The following is an 18,073-nucleotide window of genomic DNA, read 5'->3' on the forward strand; positions in this document are numbered from 1 at the left end:
CTTTTATTTGTATTTTTTGAGCATTTCTTCAATATCATCAGTAGTCTGTTCCGTGAGGTCTATTTCCTTGTCTTTTTTTTCATCGTCTGATTCATAAACAGGTGCATCAATCATCATTCGTTGGACGATTCGCCAGTCTATTTCCCAAAGCAAGTAATCTAAAGTCCATCCGAAGTGGTGGCATATTTGCCCTAATATTCCGTAGATAGATTTTAAACCGCTTTCTCTATCGGATTCGCTTTGGTCGGTCTGTTTCCGTTCATTAATGCGATAGAGGCGATAAAATTTCCGTAGTCAGCAGTTTTGAGTAGGTTTTGTGCAAATTCAAGCAAATCTTTTGGAGTGTATTTTTTCATTATGTAGTATTGCAGGAATTTTCTCACGAAATAATTATCAGTCATGCATATAGAAACTGCTTTTGCGGTTTTCTTAGCATTATTAGCCACCGATTGATATTGTGATGCTATCTGTGCTTGAAAATCATTTGATTGAAGTGCTTCTTCATCAAAATTCATCGTAATAAAAACCTCCGATAATTCAAGCAGTCGCCCCATTGAGAGTTTCTTACATCTGAAAGTCTTTTTAATACCCATTATTTTAACAGGAATATCAAAACCTTTGTTGTTGAGTAGGTTTAGTTCCTCTTGTTCTAAATGTTTATCCATAATAAAAAAACCCTACCCGATTTTTTAGGCAGGGCGATCAGAAAAAAAAAGAATTGATATTATACTCTGAAAGTAGACCAGTCTGTAACACCCGCTTTTGTCGGTGCTAATACTTTTCCGGTAACGGTTACGCCCATCCAAGTGGTTTTACCCAAGTCGGAAGTAGGACGTGCTGTAATTAGAACGCGTGGGAAAATAAACCCAAGTCCTTTTTTCGGTGTGATTTTGATTGATCTTTCGATGATTGTTGTAGTTGCTGGAGCTGTCCAAGTTGTTGCACCTGCCGTTCCGGTTTTAGTACCACCCATCAAAGCTACCAAAGTATCTTCATCAGGGTTTGCAATTACAAATTCGATTGTCTTCTCTCCACCAGTTACGATTGAATCCGCTGCTGTGTCCAATTCCTCTACCATTAAATCAGTAGTGGTTGGTTCTGCGAAATTAATTTTGGTTGTTCCCTCCTGGGTTAATCCCAACGCAGCGAATACCGTTCCTACGCCACCATCGGCAGCAATAGGAGAAACCTCAATTTTTGATACGCCTAAATTAAATAGTGCCATTTTATTTTTGTTTTTTTTAGTTAAATATTGGGTGAGCGTTCAAACTCACTCTGAAATTGTAAAAGTTTTCATTTCCCTCTTCGAAATCCTGTGAATTGACGATGTCAAGGTTATAATCGTTGTTCCAAGCATCATCGAGGACTGGATAAACCAAGTCTGCGAGTTGCTTTAATCTTGCGTTATTCTTTTGGTACTGGGTAATTCCGTTACTCGTTATTGAAATCATAGGAACATAGATGTTCACGTTGAAAACGCCATTCTGCATATAGTCGTTGGTCATTGTTAATGAATTAATGACTATATCCTCCTTTGTGCTTCCTGATGGTCTTTTATCTTTGTATATTTTGCCTGAAATATAGTTCTGAACCCCTGCCGACAAAAGCAATTCTAAAATCCATTGTTTCCCGTCAAGTACCGTTGATTTTGTCATCTCAATTGTTTTAATAGCATAGGAACTTGAACGTTTGCGAGTTGTTCTGCGCTTGTAAGTACATTATACCCCCTCGCTTCGACATAGGCTCCATACTTCATTCCCGATACTACGATTAATGCAATCTCATTGTACTGCGATGCTATTTCGTGCGCTAAATCCCTTCCGTACTTAATTGGGTTTTCTGAACTTGGCTCGCTACCATTAGCCGAGATGCTGAAATTCTCATCTACGATTTTTCCATTCACAATGATTACATAGCCAACAGAATTACGGAGATTAGCTGTTCGGTCTTGGTAACTTCCACTCGCTCGTGCTTCATTTACCGCCTTTTCGCCTACAAACCGCAATACCCTTACGATTTGATTGATATGTTGCTCTTCAGCTTGCCTAAACAAAGCATCAAATTGCCCCATTGAAAACTGTGGAATCATACCCATATCCTTACATTTAGCTGACCTCTGCCGAATCTTACCACGTTTCCACTCATGCGCTTAAAATCACCGTCCCAAACTTCTACCTTTGAACCGTTACCGATAAAAGGAGTAGATAATGGCGCATAGATTACAGCAGAATAAACATAGTTTTCACCATCTTGTGTAGTAACCCTCGCACCACTTCCGTTTATCTCGTCACGGCATTGTCCTATATCTACCCATTCAGCAGTTCCGGGAATCCAATCACCTGTATTTTGGTCAAATACAGCTTCTGTTTCCTTACATATTTTTAATCTGTATGGATATTGAATAATTGCCATTACCAGCGATTTGTTATATCAGTTATTGTGTTAGCTGAAAGATTATTTGGTAGTCCAAGTCGCTTTGATAATACCTTATAAAATATTGTCATTGCTTCTTTATCATAGGAAATTGAATAACCACCCTCGCTAACAGATTTCGGAGTAGAAAGAAGATCGGGGATAATGTTATAAAAGAAATTATCTGTGTTTGTTTCACTCGTTATAGAATCGGACGCACTTAACCCAAGTCGAGATAACTCAACTTCAATCATCGCATCGGAATAATTAACCGACCAATTAGAAAATTTCTCCTTTATATAATCCCCGATAGTCATTCTTATGCTAATTTGGTTTTAAGAATCAAACGTTTTTTCACGCTATTTAAAACTGGAGTTGCAAACGCAGCAGCTTTTGTAAGCATACGCATAGGTGCAGCACTTCCAATTGCAGACAATAAGATGAACTCATCTACCGTTTCTTTTGTAGATTCATTCAAATCAATCGTTGCTTCCGGAGAAATCGTGTATTGAGTGTTTCCAAAATCAGCAGTTCCAGAAAGGTGGATATTTCCTAAAATCCAACCACTCTTAGCAGTCAATGCACCGTCTTTTCCTTCCTCATTCACATAACTTTCCCAAATCTCAATAGTTGGTAAATTCTGTGCTAACAAGGCGGAATTAACCTGACCAATTGTTGGGGTCTGTGCCAATCCTAAAGCATTTTGAGCAAAGGAAGCTGTGAACTTAACCACTTTTTCAGATGCTACAAATTGATTAAAGGTTGCCAAGTCCATCACGGCTCTTAGGTATCTGAACCCTTGCGCTAATGCTACTTTCTGTACTGCCATAAATTCCTTAATAGGATCAAATATTGCAGCGTTAGCAGGTAAGAACCAGTCAGCACTTGCATTTTGAACTGTCACGCCAAAATCAATTTTAATCCCATTCATTTCATAGAAACCTTGAGAAAGTAAAGACTTCGACATAAACTCCATTGAAGCATTAATTGAATTTCTAACAAATAAAGCATCATCATAGATGTTATCTAAAATTTGATTACTAATATTTGTATTGGAATTATTTACAGCCAATGCGTTTCTAAGGTCTCTAATTCTGAAAAAGTCAGTTTCCGTTTTCACTCTACCAACCTCCGATTTAGGCATCTGACCCTTAATTGCTTCGCTGTTATCTCTACCTTTCAAGATCACATTAGAATCTAAAGCTACAAGCGGAGCAATTACTTTTGCTGCTGTATTGCCTTCTAAGCTTCCAAACGTTAATCCTGTTTTATAAAGCAGAGGAAAGTAGTTTTTGTAACCCAAATCGGTTAATGGGTTAGTGTCTAAGTATCCCAGAAGATCAACATTGTTGTACTCAGGAATAATTTTGTTCAATAGTATATCTGCCATTGTTTACGTTTTTGATTGATTAATAAAATTTTAAGTTTGGCAGTTTCGCTTGAATAAAAGCAATGCCAGTCTTTTCAGGTGCTGGAAGAGCATCAATTCTTACGATACCATCAGTTACAATTGAAGCTTCTGTAAAATCTTCGATTGCTACATTTCTGTGAACTAAACCCACAGCTCCGACCGTATTCACATCTGTTAATGCGACTTTTAAAACTTTAAAAACGTTTGGAATAGTCATCACTACTAAAGTTCCCGCTGGAATAATCCCATCGGTAAACCTTGATTTAGCATCCACGTTGTCGATATTCAACAATCCGCCAGGGCGTGTTGCTAATACATCATCAAAAACAACTATCTCACGTTGTCCAGATGTTTTTTTAATATTATTCATTTGTTTTTGGTTTTTTAGAATCCATGTAAGCCTGCATCGCTGCTGAAACATCTCCCTCTTTACCAGCTTCCCCAAACAATGGTTTAGCCGTTTGACCTAATGCGCTGTTAGAAATTGATTGTTCATACACATCTGATTTTGATTTCAGACCAGTAGCGAATAGTTCAATTTCCTCATCCGTTTGAAAATTCATTTCAGTTGGTGATTGCGGTAATAGATCCAAATAAGATTTAGATACTTTCAATTCCTCTAATTTCGATTGAAGTTTTTGTGCATTGGTTTGTTGCGCCTTTTCCTGTTTCATGGTTGTTAGAGTTTCGGTAAGCGACTTAATCGTTTCCGTGAATCCCTTTGCCCATTCAGGAACTCCGCCCGTTTGTTTCGGTGGATCATTTGGATTTGCTGGATTAGGGTTTTCCGGTTCTGGTGTTTCCTTTCCTTTTTTCAAATCAGCGATCTCTTTTGCCAGCGTTCGGTTTTGGTCCGCAAATGATTGGAATATTGCCAAATCATCTTCAACCCCTGCTACTGCTTCTTCAATTTCTTCCTCTGTATTGACCGCTTTTGCGAGTTGCTTCGCTTTAGCTTTCAAAATTGTGTCACTTAACCCGAAGTTTTTATACTTCGTTTTAAGCTCTGTTAGGATTTTTTCAAACATTACTTAGATTTTGTTAATTATTACTCCAAAAGTAGAAATTTAACTTAAAGTATTTGTTTAAATAACTTGTGTATATAATTGTAAATGTGTAATTTTGAACAAAAGATATTAACATCTGTTCCTATGAATGAAATACTAAAAAGAAGATGTGCGGATCTGACAGTTTTGGAAATCCTTACAGTAGCTCACTTAAAAAATAAGGTGGAAAAACCATTCATTGATATGGCTTCATTTTGTGAGGTTTCGGGAATGGATAGGAATAGAATACACAAACTTTTAATCAACGATTTAAGCGATGTACGTTCGTTGGTTTGGGGTGGATATGAGAAACATCAGCAGTTCGCTAAGAACAAGAAACTGTACTTCGATACGGAGAAGGTTTTGGAATGGTTAAAAAATAGAAAATGAAATTCCTACTCGACATATTTTTAGAAAACGGCTATAAATTAGTCAAAGGCAAACACTTAGATTACTCCACTACCCGATCCAATGGTATTGATTCACGTTATGAAAATGAAAAGGGGGATTTAGTAATTTGGGGAATTAATGAGTTAGGCAAGCCACCAACTTTGATATTTCCACGTCCTGAAATAATAGCAACAACAGATTGGTTTCGAATGATAGATTCTAAAATTGAATTGGTTAAATACAGAACGGAATGCGCTTTCAAGGACGATGTAATGAACGGATGTTTATCATCATTTGACCACCAAGATGTTTACGATGGAATAATTAATAATTGGGTATTTGACTTGGATAATAAAACAATCAGAAAATAAAATAAAGAAATATGAATTTAGAAATATTTGTCAACTCTTTAAATAGTGATGAAAAAAGAGAGTTATTAAGGTTGCTTGCGAATGAATTATTAAAAAAACCGATAGAAAATTTAACAGAGATTGGTACTTTCATTCACGATAACAGAGATAAAATATCAACAAGGCTGAGAAACATTCTAATTCAAGCAAAAGAATATGAGAGTAATTATATTGAACTTATCGATTCAAGCCGAATACACTTGTATAGAAATGCAAGCAAGAAAACAGAGTCTGAATTTATAGAGTTGCGTGGATGGTAAAAATTTAAAATAATATTATGAAAGTAGAAACAGTATTTGACAAGATTAGAAAATGGGGAACAGACAGAAACTTCTACGGAGAAGGTGGCGCAACTATTCAAAGCCAATTCGTAAAGCTTGGCGAGGAATTTGGCGAGTTAGCTGGTAATATTGCAAGAGGTAAAGACTGTACTGATGATATAGGCGATATGGTAGTGGTTTTAACCCACATTGCAGCGTTACAAGGAAAGTATATTGAAGATTGTATCGAGCATTCTTACAACGACATCAAAGACCGCAAAGGAAAATTTTTAAATGGATCATTTATCAAACAAACTGATTTAGAAACCAATAACACAAAATAATAAAATGAAAAAATCAGCAGGATTAATTTTAGGAATGGCTGCAATGTTAGCCGGAAGTGGAACGATTATAAATATTCAATCTGCACCAATTGAAACACAGAAAAGAGTAGCGGAAAAAGCAACTGCACCAACTCAAAAACCGACAGAGCAAAAGAAAGAAGCGAAAAGAGAGTATATCAGAACCGTGTACCGAGGTCAGGGAATACCTCCAAAGGTTTACGGAATGAATTATGTAAAGCGAGGAACTCACAAACGGACAAATGTTTAAATATAATGACGCTGGAAGAAATCAAAGCCAACTGGACTGAAACAGATAAAATAATCTACAACTCACCGGAGATTAAATTCAAATCTTTGGAAGCATCTAAAACAAAAGTAATAGCAAATTGAAAAATTCTTTAAAACGGTGAAATGAAAACATATTATTCCCTGCTATATTACCAGTCAAGTTTTGGCGACAGAATCAATGTAGGTTTGCTTATGTTTAGCTCTAAAGGCGTAATCTGTAGCGTAAATAATTGGAGAATGAAAAAGGTAAAACAATTTCAACCAACAGCCTTTAAACTTTTGAATTTCGGAATGAAGCAACTTACATATCATTGGAACAATATCTCAATTCCTACGGTAAAACAAATTTCTGATTTGCATAGAAATTCAAATAACATCTTCGGAATTGATAAACCCCGATTTATCGACATAGAATTCACTCAGGAAAATTTCGACCAATTTTATAACAAAATATTTAAACAATGACAGAAACATTCAATTTCGATCAGTTCCTAATGGAAAAAGGATTTTCATTCACGAACTATGGCAGTCATAATCTTTATGAAATCGCTCATGATGGGCATAATTACGCCGTAAACTTGCAGGGAAAGGTAATGACTACCAATGAAAGCAGAACATCTGAATTACTCGTGGATATTGCGGTGCCGAATGATGAGAAATCAGCAGAAAAATGGCTATCTGAATTTTACGGAATAATTCCAAAGAAAGCCCACGCGTTTTAACCGTGGGATGAATTTGTTAATAATTTTGTTTAGATATTTGCATATGTCGTAACAATATAGTATATTTGTAGTATGGAAGAAGAATTGAGAATTAGAATTAGTTCTAAATTAAAAAAAGAACTTGAAGCAAAAGCCAGAGAGCTAAATATTTCTCTATCAGCATATGTAAGAATGAAGTTGAGTAGCAATGATTAAAACGTACACATACAAAATTAAACCAAGCGAAAAGGTTGAGCAAAAGTTCAACCATTTGGTGGGAATATGCAGGTTTGTGTACAATATATCAAAAGAAGTAAAAGAGGAATCTTATAGACGTGGGTTGAGGTTGTCTTGTTTCGACATACAAAAACAATTGACTGATGCTAAAAAAGAACACACATTCTTAAAAGATGTTCACAGCCAAACGCTTCAAGCGGTTATTGACCGTTTGGATAATTCCTTTAAAAAATTCTTTAAAGGTGCAGGTTATCCTAAATGGGCTTCTAAAAAGAAATGGAAATCAATTCCTTTTAAATCAATTAAAACAACGCATAATGCTTTTAAACTACCATCATTTGGTGTGGTTAAAGTATTTAAATTTAAAGAACCTAAAGGGGACTTAAAAACCGCTACAATAATAAAAGAAGCAGACGGCTTATATTTAAAAATTGTAGTGGATGAATATAATTCTAAAGTCAAAAACAGAGATAGTCAATCTGTTGTTGCGTTAGATATGGGGATTAAATTTTTTGCCGTCACTTCCGATGGAGAGTATTTGGAAAACCCAAAACATCTTTTCAAAAACTTGTCTAAGTTAAGAATTGAAAACCGAAAACTTTCAAGGATGAAAAAGGGCGGGAGTAATTGGAAGAAACAGGTTATTGTTGTTCAAAGACTGTATCTGAAGGTCAAGAGATGTCGTTTAGACTTTCTTCAAAAACAGTCTACATTATTATCTAATAATTATGAAAATGTAATTGTTGAGGATTTGAATATTAAAGGAATGTCAAAAAATAAAAGACTTTCTAAGCATATTTTAGATTGCGGTTGGGGAACATTCTTTTCGTTATTGGAATATAAAACAAATGTAATTAAGGTCAATCCAAGATATTCAAGCCAAGAATGCAGTAAATGCGGACATACTTGTAAAGAAAACAGAAAAACACAAAGTTTGTTTGAATGCGTTAACTGTGGATACACAGAGAATGCGGATCATCAAGCGACTTTTAATCTATTGCAGAGAGGGCAATCTCTGATGGAAGCTAACGTAGTACATTAGTACAAGCGTTTTCCAAGAATCACACTTACTTTAGTAGTGGGAGTTGTCAAGGCAGTGAATCAGAAGTAGTAGAAGAAAAGAAAGCACCGGTAAGAAAGCCGAGAGAGGTAAAGAAATAATAGTTTAGTTTTTTCTTTTTTTAATTGTGGTTTGGCGCATCAGAAATTGTGCGCTTTTTTATGTAAAAACTTTAACAAAACTTTAACATTTTAGCTATTGTGTTATATATACACTTTGGCGTATATTTGTAGTATAGAAAATGAGAGACGAACCAACTCATTTAAACAGATAAGATCATGAAAGCATCTGAAAAAAGACAGTTAGAGTTTGAAAAACTTTTAGAGAGAGTAATTCTTTTAAAAGATAGTGTGTTTGGTGAAAACAACTGGTCAAAGATTTACTTACCTAAAGATGTTGAAGGTTGTAAAACCTATATTCGTTATTGTAAAGAAAATTACAATATTATTGGGTAATGAATAAATCTTTATTCATAAAAAAGTGCAAATCTGTGAGATTGCAAAAAAGAGTTCAGCACACTGGCAGTTTCTCTAATTTGCGATCTTGCGGTTTCGATTATTACGTTTATGTATGCCCTATCAATTTTGAAATATTTAACCCATTTACAGCGAAACACAAAGCAAGACCTTACAAAAGTTTCTTTAGTTCTGTGTCAGCTTATCACGCTAAAGAGCAGGCTTACGAATATATTGTTCAACAAAATGGCACGTTCAGTGACAATGAACATTAAAATACATTGAACAGAATGCAAGTTAAAAAACTATTACAACTCTACGGTGGCACTCAAAAAGAAATGGCAGCCGCTTTGGGTGTTACTCAACCCAGAATATCAGAATACATCACAGGTAAAAAAAACATCTCAGTAAAGCGTTTGCAAACGTGGTGCGATATTCTGAAAATTGATATTAAAGAATTATTTTAGAACGTATTTCCGAAACTCTTTTTTACTCATCAGTAATTCATCATCTTTTACCATATCACGCCAATATTGGAGGTTTTCAGTTTTGTATTCGTCATCGTTTTCCCTTACCATTGGTTCACGCAAAAATATCAGCAGATTAGCCAGATTATTTGCCAAGTTCTTAAATTGCGTTCGGTCTATCTCATTGTAGGCGTATTCCATCGCTTGTGAAAGACGTTCGTAATGTTCACGATAGAATGTATCGGTATAAAGGTGAAAGCAGAAATAAGATAGGTCTTTGTACTCGTTCCCGAAAACTATTTGTTCGCAGTGGTGAATGAATGATGATGGCAAACTCAAAAATTCTACTTCCATTCCTTTTGTAAGGCGGTGGTACTCTTTCAGGTCGTAGTGATCGAGTGGGGAGAATATCATTTGGTAAAGTTAGGAACTTTTCACAAACTTTTTATTCTCAGTCAGAAAAGATGGTTTTCTTTTCCAGTTTTCCATTTTGTCGGCATTATCGCTTACCCATTTATCAAATTCCTTTGGTGGTGACTTAACGAAATTCTTTGATGATTCGGGTGGAAGTTCTAATCCTTGGTTGAGTTCGGAAATAAACTCTTCGTCTGACTTTAGAACGGTTCTGCGGTGGCATTTACATTGCGGATGCCAGGCACTCCATTGAAAATCCTTGGGGTATCTTCCCGCCAAATCATCGCAGAGATCGCGGACAGAATGTTGCGGACTTAAATGAATTTCAACACCAACAACATCAGGATTCTTTGAAATTCTTATCTGCTCACTTTCTCGATATGCCATGTTAATCTCATTCGATGCCATTCTAAGGGCGTTTTTGTGAGCTGACCTATATACACCTTGCCCGGGATGAAAAGTCTTTGCGTTTTGGCTCAACACTAAGTTTCCGTGCTTATCTCTAACCTTGCGAAATAGTGCATCAGGATTGTTTAGATTGCCCTTTATACGCCTTGCAAGTTCCTGCGCTGACATTCCTTCTTTTAGTGCTACATCAATCGCTAATTCGATGTTTTCTCTTGCCTGACCTGCAATGTTCCAAACTCTTTCAGACGTGGTAAATTTGCCTTTTTTACGGGTCTGAAATGCTTCAAATGCAGATTTGTTTTGTGATTGCTTGGCGAGTTCCCGAAGTTTGTTTTCATAGGTATCAAGTGGGATTTTTGATTTAACAGCGTTCAATTTGTCGGTAATAATTCCGTCTATCTTTTTGTTGGCGAAATCCCATTCGTATTCAGAATACACCTTTACGGAATTATTCAGGTTGGTTCGATAAGTCTTAAATGCTTCATCTACCTGCTTTGTGATACGCTGGTAATCTTTGAAACGAAACATCTTATCAGCAACTCTTAACTGAATGACCAACAAAACAATTTCCCTTATCAATTCATCGTAGATACCGTTGATTGATAAGAGATATTTGTTTATCCGTTTGATGTGTTTTTCGTCTGGGGTCATTTATAAGCCTAAAAATTCTTTCAATTCTTTTGCAAACTCGTTTCCTGAATAACCATCATTACCTAAATTTCCTTTCTCTAATCGAAACCTTATTGCTTCTAAATTTGTTTCTTCAGGATCAAATTGACCCTCTAATCCATAGCAAGAACAATGACCTCCATTCACCTCGTAAAGTTTGCCGTTTTCCTCAAATAACACCCATGCATCACCTTCGTAGTTTTCATTACCGTAGGAAGCAAATAAAATATTTTTATTGTCATATTTCGGTAATACGTTTTGCATTTTATTTTTTTTCTCTATCCAATATTCTCTATTAGAAATAGGACACTCGGCTGCTTCAAATTCTTCCTTGCTTATGTAAACATCTTCAAAGTCGGCAATCAACTTGAATTTACCATCTTGCTTCCAATCGTTTAAAAATACTGGTTCTTGCTTTAATATTTCATCTATTGTTTTCATTGTATTTTCACTTTATTGATTCTGTAATTCCCGATAATAATCACCACGTCATCAGGATTCTGCTTCTTTTCCTTTGCCCATTTATTGCGGACTGTACTCTCTGTGAAGTTGTACTTTCGGATTATTCCTGATAAGGTGGTGAAGTATTCGCTTTCGAGTGTGAGTATGTTAAGTATTTGAAACATTTATAATTCTGTTGCTTCTTTGACTAATTGTTTGACACTTTTAATTTATTTCTGTTGCTTCGAGTTGTTTTAAAAGTTCGTCGGCGTAATCAACTGCGGACTTAACTGTTTCCTTTACTTCCGTTCCCCACATTCCATTAGATGCCTTTTCAGTGAAAGAAGCGAGTAATCCCTGCATCGCAATTCCGGCGAAATACTCTCTTTTGGTTAAACCCGCTGTTGGCACATTCCATTCTTTCGGGTCATTCGGTTTATTTGCTCTAAATTCATTGTCTCCAACTTGTTGCATTAAGCATGGATTAATTGGTTTGTCTGCGTTGTTCATAATCTTTGTTTTTATTTCAACAAATATACAAATAAAAACCAATAAAACTACTAATTTTAGTACAAACTTACCGTGCTGGCATACTATTTATATAACATCAGCACTCATTCTCAACTCGCTTTCCTCTTTCAGTTCATCCATCATCTTATCCACATCCTTTATCCCTGCTTTCTCCATCGTCGCTTTCTGACTGAATAACGGCTGATTTCCGTTGATGGTCATTAGCATTTCATAGAACTTAGCATCGTTGTTAATGATATATGGAGTAATCACTGGCTCTACGTTCAAATCTGAATTTCTAAATCCTACGTTCATTAATTGTAGGAATGATTTAACTATTGATGATCTACGTTTTAATGCTGGTACATAAGTTGCCATTTTTTCAGCTACTTTTAAGTGAGGAAGCATAAATAAAAACGCTGCGTTTTCTGTGGCTAACATATTTCCCAATCCTGCCAAGCTTTCAGGGGAAATATTAATCGATTGAGTGAGTTTATAGATGATTTCTTCCAATGCTTCCTGCTCGTCTTTGAGTGATTCGCTGGCATTCGGCGGTTGCACAAATTCCGCGCGCGAGCCATCGCCTTTTAGTTGTAAAACCTTACCGCTTCTGTCTTTACTGAAACTTCCCTCTGCTTCACCCGTCAAAGCTAAGATAGGTGCTGAAAACTTCTTGTTTACCTCTCCTTTGTCACTTGCGATTTCTTCAAGTCTTTCAATCGCTGGCTGGACTGCTGACCATTCTACATTTTCAAACTGATAAAAAACAATAGGGATTTTACCAATAGGATTAACGGTCTGCGATACCACTTCGATACCTCCTTTCACGTCTTTTAAAATGGCTATTTGCTGAGCGGTGTATATTTCATAGTGCTTCACTTTCTCACCACTTTCTCGCTTCTCATATTCACGGAAAAATGCAACCATATCGCCTTGGTCATTGAAGTATGGATATAGTTTATTTTTGTCGGGAGTTAAGATATTACATTTCAGTCTGTAATTTGATTTGAAACCATAGTATTCGTTCGGTTCTTCCGCTACCCACCATAACTCCGCACATTGGGTAAAACGTCCGTTTGCCTTTGCTATCTCCCTATCTGTAAACATTATCTTTTCCTTGTCTAAAATAGCCTGAAAAGCATCGTACATTGATTCATCTTCAAGATTATTGGTGTATTTTACAGGGTTTCCAAATAGGAAAGATACAGCAATAGAAACTATCTCTTTTTGATAAGCCAAAGGAATGCGATTGAGTTTCTGAATACGTTTTGTTTCTCTTACAGTTCCATCTATATCAGTATATTCATCATCAATAATTCGATCAGGGTAACTGTATAAGTCCGTCATTATACGGTGCTTGGATTCATCCCATTCGCTATTGTATTTCTCAATATCGGGAAGCGGAATGCCGTTATCTTTGAGATACGCTATCTTGTCCGCTATGGTTTTTAGGTTGTTAAAATATTCATTCATATTAGTGATGCTATTTTACTTAGGTTGTTTTTAATTGTTGGTTTGATCGGGTAGAAAGTGTTGGCTAAAGCATCAAATAAATCGGGTGATCTGCCAAGTCGTTTTTTAATATCTTCTTTGGCTTCTATTTGTATTTTGCCATCGCTTCTGAATTTCCATTTTATTTCAGTTGCTTCTTCCATGAAAACAGAATTAGGCGGTAACATAGCATTGAATCCATTTTTAGGATTTAACCAATCTCGAACACACCAAAATAAATATGCTCTCATGTTTAGAAATTCGTATTGATCCGTAATATCTTTCAATGGTTTGTCATTTTGAGATGCTCGCTCTGAATACTTACATGAGATAGCACGTTCTTCCTCTCCTAATTCCACCAAACGGGAATAAACACCTGCACCCTCTCCAATAGTATCAATTGAAACAAATGTTTCTTTATGGGATAATAGGTTTTTCAATCTTCCTGCTGATGCCATATGATCCGCTACGCCTGCGGAATTGTAAACATCAAATTTTTCTACATAATCAGTCCACTTGTGGCAATCTACGGTGTTATCCCTACCCATTCCAGCAATATCAGAACCTACAACTCTTTTTCCTGATGGTACAAAACCGTTTTCTTTTGCTTCGAGCCATCGTTTATTTGCGAGTTCCACCCATTGCTCTGGGATAAGATTATCTTCTGAAACTTTAGGAAATTTACCTAATACCTTAATTCGGAATACATCCGTTGGTCTATACCATTGTCCGTCATATTCAAAATCATCTTCTTCGCTTCGTGCTTCATGTTCATGGATTTTGGTACACCAATTTTCTAATTTATCAGCTATCCAATTATGATCTACCTGACCTGGAATAATTTCTCTTTTCGATACTACATTTGGAGCATCCATACTGTTAAGCCTGAATTTAGCCCATCTGTCACCTTTTTGGCTCTTTGCTGCATATCCTACCGTGGTATTCGGGTTAAATACGATAAGTATTCTTGAATTACCCTGTAAGTTACCCTCAATTGCGTTAAATGTATCATCTGATATACCTGATGCCTCTGTAATAGCAAACATAGTATTTACAGCGTGGAAACCTGACCATGCTTCGTGATTATGTTCATCCGCTTTAAACCCAGTCAAAAACCACTCTTCGTAGTCTGTTCTAATATCATAAGCATTTAGCCTACTAATGTCTCCAAAACCACCCATAATCTTTTTAGCTCTATTGTAAAGCCTTGAAATTTCAGGCATCATAATATTTTTAACCTGCCTATCAGTTGGAGCAGTAAGTGCTACTTTTGTATTTGCAATAAGTTCGCCTTTATCATCCCATCTTGGAGTAAGGAACATAAAGCACATTGCAGCAACAGCCGTCACGAAGTCTTTTCCTCTTGCTGTACCACTTGCAACAGAAGTTCTTGGATTCACTTGAACGGAATGTAATATTTTTTCTTGCTCCGCATCCAAATTAACACCCAACGCTTCACGAGCAAATAAACACCAGTCATTGCGCCATTCATCAACTTTCGTTATCCCTTCAACTTCTATATTACTCTGACTTGTCATTTATTGTACTTGATTTTTTTAAGAATGCTCCAAAAGAAATAGCTTCACCTTTTGATGTAACATCTGTTTTATCTGCTAAGCCTAATTTCCGAGCGATAATATTTGCATTATACGTTCCTACGGTTGCTCCTTCAAGTTGTTGAGATTCGATAATTTTTCTCACACGTGTAGTGACTCCCCAAAAATCTTCATAGCCTTTCTCTTTTTCATATCGTGAGAAAGTGTTTTCATCTATATCAGCAAACAAACAGAACGATTCTATACTCATTGGAGTAGTTATAGGTATATCCATAATAGTTCCTGCAAGATCACCGCTTTTAATGGCTTCTTTCTTATTCCATACTCTTTCTTCCATCCATTCAAAATACTTTACAGCTTCATCCCACAATCCTTCCGGCGTGTACTTAAAGTCACGACCATGTTTGTTCCTGAATTGCCAGTAGTTATTATTTTTCGGGGCTGCCATTGCTTACATTGCTATTATATCGTTTCTCATTATTTTTGTTTTATCGTACGTGTGGGTAAGTGTAACTCAATACCTATGAATAGGGCGTTTTACTTTCCATATGAACTTTTACATGTATCAACTCTCATGATATTGTAAATTCAAATACCAATCAATCAATTTCACCACGTCATTAAATTCCCATGCAAAATCTGCATAATATCCCAACTCCCGTAAATTCTTAATAGTTTCTTCCTGCGCTTTCAGATGGGCGTTTTCTAATAATGTTCCATCTTTTTTATACGGTGTTTTTACCTTTAATTCAATGAATAATCCGTGGTAATTTCCCCGGGGAGCAAATATGATTAAGTCAGGAGTTTTAAATCCTCTTTTTTGTATTGCTGCATTCCTTGTTGCTTGTGCTTCCGTAAGCTTCACACTCGCAATAGTGTCAGACATGAAAAGTATTTTTGGATAAGATAATCTCAAATACGTACATACTTGTCGCTGTAATGTAAATTCAGGATGTCGTTTCATATTTGATTTTAACTTAAATACATATACAAATATAAACATATTTTGTTAAATAACAATACTTTATAACATTTTACTTAAAGTAATTTCTACCATTAAAATTTGGCATAAAAAAACCGCTCATTGCTGAACGGCTTGTTTTAAGTTCTCGATGAAGTTTTTGAATTTCTCAAAATCCGATTCCGTGAACTGATTTCCTTTTTCTCTGCTCAACTTATAAGATGCTCCCCGAGTGGAAATTCCTAATACCTGTGCTATCTGTCGGGCGTTGTAATCGAGTGCGGTGATGAGCTGTAAGGTGCGGTCGTGTGGTGTTACTTCCATGCGCTGTACATTATCATTGCATTCGCAAATTTTGGATGCTTATCTTCACTTACTCCTTTATTTCGTAAATCTTGAATTACGGATGGTAATCTATCTTGGTAGTCTTTATATATTTCTTGCCCTCTTTTAGAGGTTTCATTTTTGAAATTACTCATGGATTCAACTTGTTCTGCGAAAGATTGAATTTGTTCTGAAATTGTTTTTTCGGTGTTCATAATAATGGATTTTTATTGTTTAAAATTTATGTTCAAAATATTCAGCGTCTGCCATTCTTTTCTGAAAGTTTTTGTAATCAGCATCAATAACAGCTTGGCTTGATTTTGCAATTTTTTTGAAAACTTTTGCTTTCGGCATTTCTTCAATTTCTACAACTTCAACCAAATGCTTTGCAAACATTTTCATTTTGCCTTTATTATCTTCAGTAATAAAGAAATCGCCTCTTTCACCTGTTACTTTATAAGTGATTTTATTATTAATAATTGCTTGCATGATTTCTAATTTTTTAAATGAGTTGGTTTGTCTCTCATTTTCTATACCCCAAAGATACGTCATTAATATAATACATTCCAAATATTGGAATGAAATAATGATTGAATGTTTCTATTAAGTTTTGAGTTTTGATAGATAAAAAATCCCCCTTTCGGAGGATTAGTACACATCAATTTCAATTTCTTTAAGGTACTCCATTTCACGTTTTTTCTTGCCTATGGTGTATAGTGCGGTTATTTCCCTATTTCTATGTCCTGCTGATAGTGAAGCGTTTTTGTTGGCTTCGTCTAATCGGTCAAGGAAGTAGTGTTTTAGTGCATAAATTGTAATATCTATATTTAGTGGTGTCATTATATTTGTTTTCCACCATTTATAAACGGAATCCCTTAATTTAAAATTCTTGTTTGGTAGGAAATTCTCCCCGAAAAGGTAATCGTCATCTGACTTGCATTTACTCAATTGGTTTTCCCAATATTTAAGCGCATTTGGATAGATTGGGCGTTGCTCATATCGGTACATTCCGCCTTTCAGTAGTAGTATCGTGAACTCCCTTTTCTCCAAATCCACATCTTTTTTTTGCACCTTCAATATTTCGGGCGTTCTACATCCTGACATCAGGAAGCAATGGAAGTAATTAACGAAGTTTGGATAAAATATTTCAATACACTCTGCAAGGTCTGCCATTTCCTGCGGTGTAAATATCTTTTTAACTTCTGTAATGTGCGGTTTCGCCTTTATGCCTGTGCATGGGTTCACTTTTATACATCCCTCATCTACCAATTCAGCAAACAATGGGGAAAGACACTTCTTCATCTTATTGAAGTCGCTGTTTGTTTTCATGGCATCTGTAAAAATACGTTTTATGTGCGGAAGTTCTACATCATATATTTTCAGGTAGTCAAGATTTAGTCGTTTTGCGGAGGTTTTAACCTTGTTTAGGTATGATTCCACCGACTTTCTGTAATCGTTGGAAATAGGTCGGTTTTCTAAAGCCATATCCAATGCTTTAAGGAATGGCAGTTCCCTATGGAATCCTGAAAGTTCCACCATGTATTCCTGCGTGCGTGGGTTGTAATCTCTTTCGTCAAGATACTCACGCATCATGTTTTCCACCACCTTTAATGCTTGCTTTTTTTCTGCGAGCGAAAGGTATGCGGAAATCTTTTTCTTGAATACAAATGGTTTTTGATCCGGCTCATAGAAACGGCACATTACAAACCATTGTAATTTTTTGGAATCCTCCTTTACTGATTTGTGGTCACGAGGTGACAAGATGAAGTCTGAACGCTTGCATCCAAATTTTAAAATTTTCATAAGTGTAATTTTTGT

The 18,073-nt window shown here is 35.9% G+C and carries 33 protein-coding genes; 10 read left to right on the forward strand and 23 right to left on the reverse strand.

The annotated features are described in order from the left end of the window. Nucleotides 1-3 precede the first annotated feature (3 nt). The 10 genes from H0S70_RS07165 to H0S70_RS07210 are packed head-to-tail and all read right to left on the reverse strand — an operon-like array spanning nucleotide 4 to nucleotide 4,851. Entirely contained in the window at nucleotides 4-198 is a 195-nt protein-coding gene (locus H0S70_RS07165; RefSeq protein WP_188322207.1) for a hypothetical protein, read from the reverse strand. A gap of 14 nt (nucleotides 199-212) precedes the next feature. After that, nucleotides 213-665 (reverse strand): hypothetical protein, encoded by a 453-nt coding sequence (locus H0S70_RS07170; protein WP_188320311.1) that lies wholly within the window; start codon nucleotides 663-665, stop codon nucleotides 213-215. Between the two features lie 59 nt (nucleotides 666-724). Next, entirely contained in the window at nucleotides 725-1,225 is a 501-nt protein-coding gene (locus tag H0S70_RS07175; protein WP_188320312.1) for a phage tail tube protein, read from the reverse strand. Between the two features lie 16 nt (nucleotides 1,226-1,241). Beyond that, on the reverse strand, nucleotides 1,242-1,655 hold the full coding sequence (locus H0S70_RS07180; protein ID WP_188320313.1) for a hypothetical protein: 414 nt from the start codon (nucleotides 1,653-1,655) through the stop codon (nucleotides 1,242-1,244). Next, complete coding sequence (locus H0S70_RS07185) at nucleotides 1,652-2,095, reverse strand: hypothetical protein (protein WP_188320314.1); 444 nt, start codon at nucleotides 2,093-2,095, stop codon at nucleotides 1,652-1,654. The genes H0S70_RS07180 and H0S70_RS07185 overlap by 4 nt, the downstream gene beginning before the upstream one ends. After that, nucleotides 2,086-2,412, reverse strand: coding sequence for a hypothetical protein (locus H0S70_RS07190; RefSeq protein ID WP_188320315.1), 327 nt, complete (start codon nucleotides 2,410-2,412; stop codon nucleotides 2,086-2,088). Before H0S70_RS07190 ends, H0S70_RS07185 begins: the two co-directional genes overlap by 10 nt. Then, entirely contained in the window at nucleotides 2,412-2,729 is a 318-nt protein-coding gene (locus H0S70_RS07195; RefSeq protein WP_188320316.1) for a DUF6706 family protein, read from the reverse strand. The genes H0S70_RS07190 and H0S70_RS07195 overlap by 1 nt, the downstream gene beginning before the upstream one ends. A 2-nt stretch (nucleotides 2,730-2,731) precedes the next feature. After that, entirely contained in the window at nucleotides 2,732-3,802 is a 1,071-nt protein-coding gene (locus H0S70_RS07200; protein ID WP_188320317.1) for a major capsid protein, read from the reverse strand. Between the two features lie 19 nt (nucleotides 3,803-3,821). Beyond that, nucleotides 3,822-4,193, reverse strand: coding sequence for a hypothetical protein (locus H0S70_RS07205; RefSeq protein WP_188320318.1), 372 nt, complete (start codon nucleotides 4,191-4,193; stop codon nucleotides 3,822-3,824). Further along, a complete protein-coding gene (locus H0S70_RS07210) occupies nucleotides 4,186-4,851 on the reverse strand; it encodes a hypothetical protein (RefSeq protein WP_188320319.1) in 666 nt (221 codons plus the stop codon). The genes H0S70_RS07205 and H0S70_RS07210 overlap by 8 nt, the downstream gene beginning before the upstream one ends. A gap of 123 nt (nucleotides 4,852-4,974) precedes the next feature. Between H0S70_RS07210 and H0S70_RS07215 the strand changes: the two genes are divergently transcribed. The 10 genes from H0S70_RS07215 to H0S70_RS07260 all read left to right on the forward strand — a co-directional run bounded on the left by H0S70_RS07215 (nucleotide 4,975) and on the right by H0S70_RS07260 (nucleotide 9,481). Then, nucleotides 4,975-5,259 (forward strand): hypothetical protein, encoded by a 285-nt coding sequence (locus H0S70_RS07215; protein ID WP_188320320.1) that lies wholly within the window; start codon nucleotides 4,975-4,977, stop codon nucleotides 5,257-5,259. Beyond that, nucleotides 5,256-5,630: a hypothetical protein gene (locus H0S70_RS07220; protein ID WP_188320321.1), complete on the forward strand. Its 375-nt coding sequence runs from the start codon at nucleotides 5,256-5,258 to the stop codon at nucleotides 5,628-5,630. Before H0S70_RS07215 ends, H0S70_RS07220 begins: the two co-directional genes overlap by 4 nt. An 11-nt stretch (nucleotides 5,631-5,641) precedes the next feature. After that, the gene (locus H0S70_RS07225; RefSeq protein ID WP_188320322.1) at nucleotides 5,642-5,929 is read left to right on the forward strand and encodes a hypothetical protein; all 288 of its coding nucleotides are present in this window, start codon (nucleotides 5,642-5,644) and stop codon (nucleotides 5,927-5,929) included. Between the two features lie 17 nt (nucleotides 5,930-5,946). Next, a complete protein-coding gene (locus tag H0S70_RS07230) occupies nucleotides 5,947-6,273 on the forward strand; it encodes a nucleoside triphosphate pyrophosphohydrolase family protein (RefSeq protein WP_188320323.1) in 327 nt (108 codons plus the stop codon). A 4-nt stretch (nucleotides 6,274-6,277) separates the two neighbouring features. Further along, entirely contained in the window at nucleotides 6,278-6,541 is a 264-nt protein-coding gene (locus H0S70_RS07235) for a hypothetical protein (protein ID WP_188320324.1), read from the forward strand. A 143-nt stretch (nucleotides 6,542-6,684) separates the two neighbouring features. Beyond that, complete coding sequence (locus tag H0S70_RS07240; protein WP_188320325.1) at nucleotides 6,685-7,026, forward strand: hypothetical protein; 342 nt, start codon at nucleotides 6,685-6,687, stop codon at nucleotides 7,024-7,026. After that, nucleotides 7,023-7,283 carry a hypothetical protein gene (locus H0S70_RS07245; RefSeq protein WP_228453694.1) on the forward strand — a complete coding sequence of 87 codons (261 nt, stop codon included), beginning with the start codon at nucleotides 7,023-7,025 and terminating at the stop codon, nucleotides 7,281-7,283. The genes H0S70_RS07240 and H0S70_RS07245 overlap by 4 nt, the downstream gene beginning before the upstream one ends. Nucleotides 7,284-7,470: 187 nt before the next feature. Further along, nucleotides 7,471-8,541 carry an RNA-guided endonuclease InsQ/TnpB family protein gene (locus tag H0S70_RS07250; RefSeq protein WP_188320326.1) on the forward strand — a complete coding sequence of 357 codons (1,071 nt, stop codon included), beginning with the start codon at nucleotides 7,471-7,473 and terminating at the stop codon, nucleotides 8,539-8,541. Between the two features lie 296 nt (nucleotides 8,542-8,837). Beyond that, on the forward strand, nucleotides 8,838-9,014 hold the full coding sequence (locus tag H0S70_RS07255; protein WP_188320327.1) for a hypothetical protein: 177 nt from the start codon (nucleotides 8,838-8,840) through the stop codon (nucleotides 9,012-9,014). Between the two features lie 290 nt (nucleotides 9,015-9,304). Continuing rightward, nucleotides 9,305-9,481, forward strand: coding sequence for a helix-turn-helix domain-containing protein (locus H0S70_RS07260; protein WP_188320328.1), 177 nt, complete (start codon nucleotides 9,305-9,307; stop codon nucleotides 9,479-9,481). On the opposite strand, the gene H0S70_RS07265 is transcribed toward H0S70_RS07260, so the two are convergent. From H0S70_RS07265 to H0S70_RS07325, 13 genes are all read right to left on the reverse strand, one after another. After that, entirely contained in the window at nucleotides 9,473-9,895 is a 423-nt protein-coding gene (locus H0S70_RS07265) for a hypothetical protein (RefSeq protein ID WP_188320329.1), read from the reverse strand. The two genes, H0S70_RS07260 and H0S70_RS07265, sit on opposite strands and share 9 nt — an antisense overlap. A gap of 9 nt (nucleotides 9,896-9,904) precedes the next feature. Then, nucleotides 9,905-10,954 (reverse strand): hypothetical protein, encoded by a 1,050-nt coding sequence (locus tag H0S70_RS07270; protein ID WP_188320330.1) that lies wholly within the window; start codon nucleotides 10,952-10,954, stop codon nucleotides 9,905-9,907. Then, complete coding sequence (locus H0S70_RS07275) at nucleotides 10,955-11,413, reverse strand: hypothetical protein (RefSeq protein WP_188320331.1); 459 nt, start codon at nucleotides 11,411-11,413, stop codon at nucleotides 10,955-10,957. It lies immediately after the preceding gene. Next, nucleotides 11,410-11,598, reverse strand: a complete 189-nt coding sequence (locus H0S70_RS07280) for a hypothetical protein (protein WP_188320332.1) — start codon at nucleotides 11,596-11,598, stop codon at nucleotides 11,410-11,412. The genes H0S70_RS07275 and H0S70_RS07280 overlap by 4 nt, the downstream gene beginning before the upstream one ends. 40 nt (nucleotides 11,599-11,638) lie before the next feature. Then, a complete protein-coding gene (locus tag H0S70_RS07285; RefSeq protein WP_188320333.1) occupies nucleotides 11,639-11,923 on the reverse strand; it encodes a hypothetical protein in 285 nt (94 codons plus the stop codon). A gap of 87 nt (nucleotides 11,924-12,010) precedes the next feature. Continuing rightward, nucleotides 12,011-13,396: a phage portal protein gene (locus H0S70_RS07290; protein WP_188320334.1), complete on the reverse strand. Its 1,386-nt coding sequence runs from the start codon at nucleotides 13,394-13,396 to the stop codon at nucleotides 12,011-12,013. Continuing rightward, nucleotides 13,393-14,952, reverse strand: a complete 1,560-nt coding sequence (locus H0S70_RS07295; protein ID WP_188320335.1) for a hypothetical protein — start codon at nucleotides 14,950-14,952, stop codon at nucleotides 13,393-13,395. Before H0S70_RS07295 ends, H0S70_RS07290 begins: the two co-directional genes overlap by 4 nt. After that, nucleotides 14,936-15,418: a terminase small subunit gene (locus H0S70_RS07300; protein WP_188320336.1), complete on the reverse strand. Its 483-nt coding sequence runs from the start codon at nucleotides 15,416-15,418 to the stop codon at nucleotides 14,936-14,938. The genes H0S70_RS07295 and H0S70_RS07300 overlap by 17 nt, the downstream gene beginning before the upstream one ends. Nucleotides 15,419-15,535: 117 nt before the next feature. Continuing rightward, complete coding sequence (locus H0S70_RS07305) at nucleotides 15,536-15,856, reverse strand: PDDEXK family nuclease (RefSeq protein ID WP_188320337.1); 321 nt, start codon at nucleotides 15,854-15,856, stop codon at nucleotides 15,536-15,538. A gap of 195 nt (nucleotides 15,857-16,051) precedes the next feature. Continuing rightward, the gene (locus tag H0S70_RS07310; RefSeq protein ID WP_188320338.1) at nucleotides 16,052-16,255 is read right to left on the reverse strand and encodes a hypothetical protein; all 204 of its coding nucleotides are present in this window, start codon (nucleotides 16,253-16,255) and stop codon (nucleotides 16,052-16,054) included. Then, the gene (locus tag H0S70_RS07315) at nucleotides 16,246-16,470 is read right to left on the reverse strand and encodes a hypothetical protein (protein WP_188320339.1); all 225 of its coding nucleotides are present in this window, start codon (nucleotides 16,468-16,470) and stop codon (nucleotides 16,246-16,248) included. The genes H0S70_RS07310 and H0S70_RS07315 overlap by 10 nt, the downstream gene beginning before the upstream one ends. Nucleotides 16,471-16,489: 19 nt before the next feature. Then, complete coding sequence (locus H0S70_RS07320; protein WP_188320340.1) at nucleotides 16,490-16,744, reverse strand: hypothetical protein; 255 nt, start codon at nucleotides 16,742-16,744, stop codon at nucleotides 16,490-16,492. A gap of 159 nt (nucleotides 16,745-16,903) precedes the next feature. Further along, nucleotides 16,904-18,058 (reverse strand): site-specific integrase, encoded by a 1,155-nt coding sequence (locus tag H0S70_RS07325; protein ID WP_188320341.1) that lies wholly within the window; start codon nucleotides 18,056-18,058, stop codon nucleotides 16,904-16,906. Between the last annotated feature and the right edge of the window lie 15 nt (nucleotides 18,059-18,073).

The sequence above is a fragment of the Chryseobacterium manosquense genome, assembly GCF_014623485.1.
Lineage (GTDB): Bacteria > Bacteroidota > Bacteroidia > Flavobacteriales > Weeksellaceae > Kaistella > Kaistella haifensis.

Excerpts from the sequence above, each read along its gene's own strand:
- H0S70_RS07170 (WP_188320311.1), bottom strand. The coding sequence starts at position 665 with ATGGATAAACATTTAGAACAAGAGGAACTAAACCTACTCAACAACAAA.
- H0S70_RS07175 (WP_188320312.1), bottom strand. The coding sequence starts at position 1,225 with ATGGCACTATTTAATTTAGGCGTATCAAAAATTGAGGTTTCTCCTATT.
- H0S70_RS07180 (WP_188320313.1), bottom strand. The coding sequence starts at position 1,655 with ATGACAAAATCAACGGTACTTGACGGGAAACAATGGATTTTAGAATTG.
- H0S70_RS07185 (WP_188320314.1), bottom strand. The coding sequence starts at position 2,095 with ATGGGTATGATTCCACAGTTTTCAATGGGGCAATTTGATGCTTTGTTT.
- H0S70_RS07190 (WP_188320315.1), bottom strand. The coding sequence starts at position 2,412 with ATGGCAATTATTCAATATCCATACAGATTAAAAATATGTAAGGAAACA.
- H0S70_RS07195 (WP_188320316.1), bottom strand. The coding sequence starts at position 2,729 with ATGACTATCGGGGATTATATAAAGGAGAAATTTTCTAATTGGTCGGTT.
- H0S70_RS07200 (WP_188320317.1), bottom strand. The coding sequence starts at position 3,802 with ATGGCAGATATACTATTGAACAAAATTATTCCTGAGTACAACAATGTT.
- H0S70_RS07205 (WP_188320318.1), bottom strand. The coding sequence starts at position 4,193 with ATGAATAATATTAAAAAAACATCTGGACAACGTGAGATAGTTGTTTTT.
- H0S70_RS07210 (WP_188320319.1), bottom strand. The coding sequence starts at position 4,851 with ATGTTTGAAAAAATCCTAACAGAGCTTAAAACGAAGTATAAAAACTTC.
- H0S70_RS07215 (WP_188320320.1), top strand. The coding sequence starts at position 4,975 with ATGAATGAAATACTAAAAAGAAGATGTGCGGATCTGACAGTTTTGGAA.
- H0S70_RS07220 (WP_188320321.1), top strand. The coding sequence starts at position 5,256 with ATGAAATTCCTACTCGACATATTTTTAGAAAACGGCTATAAATTAGTC.
- H0S70_RS07225 (WP_188320322.1), top strand. The coding sequence starts at position 5,642 with ATGAATTTAGAAATATTTGTCAACTCTTTAAATAGTGATGAAAAAAGA.
- H0S70_RS07230 (WP_188320323.1), top strand. The coding sequence starts at position 5,947 with ATGAAAGTAGAAACAGTATTTGACAAGATTAGAAAATGGGGAACAGAC.
- H0S70_RS07235 (WP_188320324.1), top strand. The coding sequence starts at position 6,278 with ATGAAAAAATCAGCAGGATTAATTTTAGGAATGGCTGCAATGTTAGCC.
- H0S70_RS07240 (WP_188320325.1), top strand. The coding sequence starts at position 6,685 with ATGAAAACATATTATTCCCTGCTATATTACCAGTCAAGTTTTGGCGAC.
- H0S70_RS07245 (WP_228453694.1), top strand. The coding sequence starts at position 7,023 with ATGACAGAAACATTCAATTTCGATCAGTTCCTAATGGAAAAAGGATTT.
- H0S70_RS07250 (WP_188320326.1), top strand. The coding sequence starts at position 7,471 with ATGATTAAAACGTACACATACAAAATTAAACCAAGCGAAAAGGTTGAG.
- H0S70_RS07255 (WP_188320327.1), top strand. The coding sequence starts at position 8,838 with ATGAAAGCATCTGAAAAAAGACAGTTAGAGTTTGAAAAACTTTTAGAG.
- H0S70_RS07260 (WP_188320328.1), top strand. The coding sequence starts at position 9,305 with ATGCAAGTTAAAAAACTATTACAACTCTACGGTGGCACTCAAAAAGAA.
- H0S70_RS07265 (WP_188320329.1), bottom strand. The coding sequence starts at position 9,895 with ATGATATTCTCCCCACTCGATCACTACGACCTGAAAGAGTACCACCGC.
- H0S70_RS07270 (WP_188320330.1), bottom strand. The coding sequence starts at position 10,954 with ATGACCCCAGACGAAAAACACATCAAACGGATAAACAAATATCTCTTA.
- H0S70_RS07275 (WP_188320331.1), bottom strand. The coding sequence starts at position 11,413 with ATGAAAACAATAGATGAAATATTAAAGCAAGAACCAGTATTTTTAAAC.
- H0S70_RS07280 (WP_188320332.1), bottom strand. The coding sequence starts at position 11,598 with ATGTTTCAAATACTTAACATACTCACACTCGAAAGCGAATACTTCACC.
- H0S70_RS07285 (WP_188320333.1), bottom strand. The coding sequence starts at position 11,923 with ATGAACAACGCAGACAAACCAATTAATCCATGCTTAATGCAACAAGTT.
- H0S70_RS07290 (WP_188320334.1), bottom strand. The coding sequence starts at position 13,396 with ATGAATGAATATTTTAACAACCTAAAAACCATAGCGGACAAGATAGCG.
- H0S70_RS07295 (WP_188320335.1), bottom strand. The coding sequence starts at position 14,952 with ATGACAAGTCAGAGTAATATAGAAGTTGAAGGGATAACGAAAGTTGAT.
- H0S70_RS07300 (WP_188320336.1), bottom strand. The coding sequence starts at position 15,418 with ATGGCAGCCCCGAAAAATAATAACTACTGGCAATTCAGGAACAAACAT.
- H0S70_RS07305 (WP_188320337.1), bottom strand. The coding sequence starts at position 15,856 with ATGTCTGACACTATTGCGAGTGTGAAGCTTACGGAAGCACAAGCAACA.
- H0S70_RS07310 (WP_188320338.1), bottom strand. The coding sequence starts at position 16,255 with ATGGAAGTAACACCACACGACCGCACCTTACAGCTCATCACCGCACTC.
- H0S70_RS07315 (WP_188320339.1), bottom strand. The coding sequence starts at position 16,470 with ATGAACACCGAAAAAACAATTTCAGAACAAATTCAATCTTTCGCAGAA.
- H0S70_RS07320 (WP_188320340.1), bottom strand. The coding sequence starts at position 16,744 with ATGCAAGCAATTATTAATAATAAAATCACTTATAAAGTAACAGGTGAA.
- H0S70_RS07325 (WP_188320341.1), bottom strand. The coding sequence starts at position 18,058 with ATGAAAATTTTAAAATTTGGATGCAAGCGTTCAGACTTCATCTTGTCA.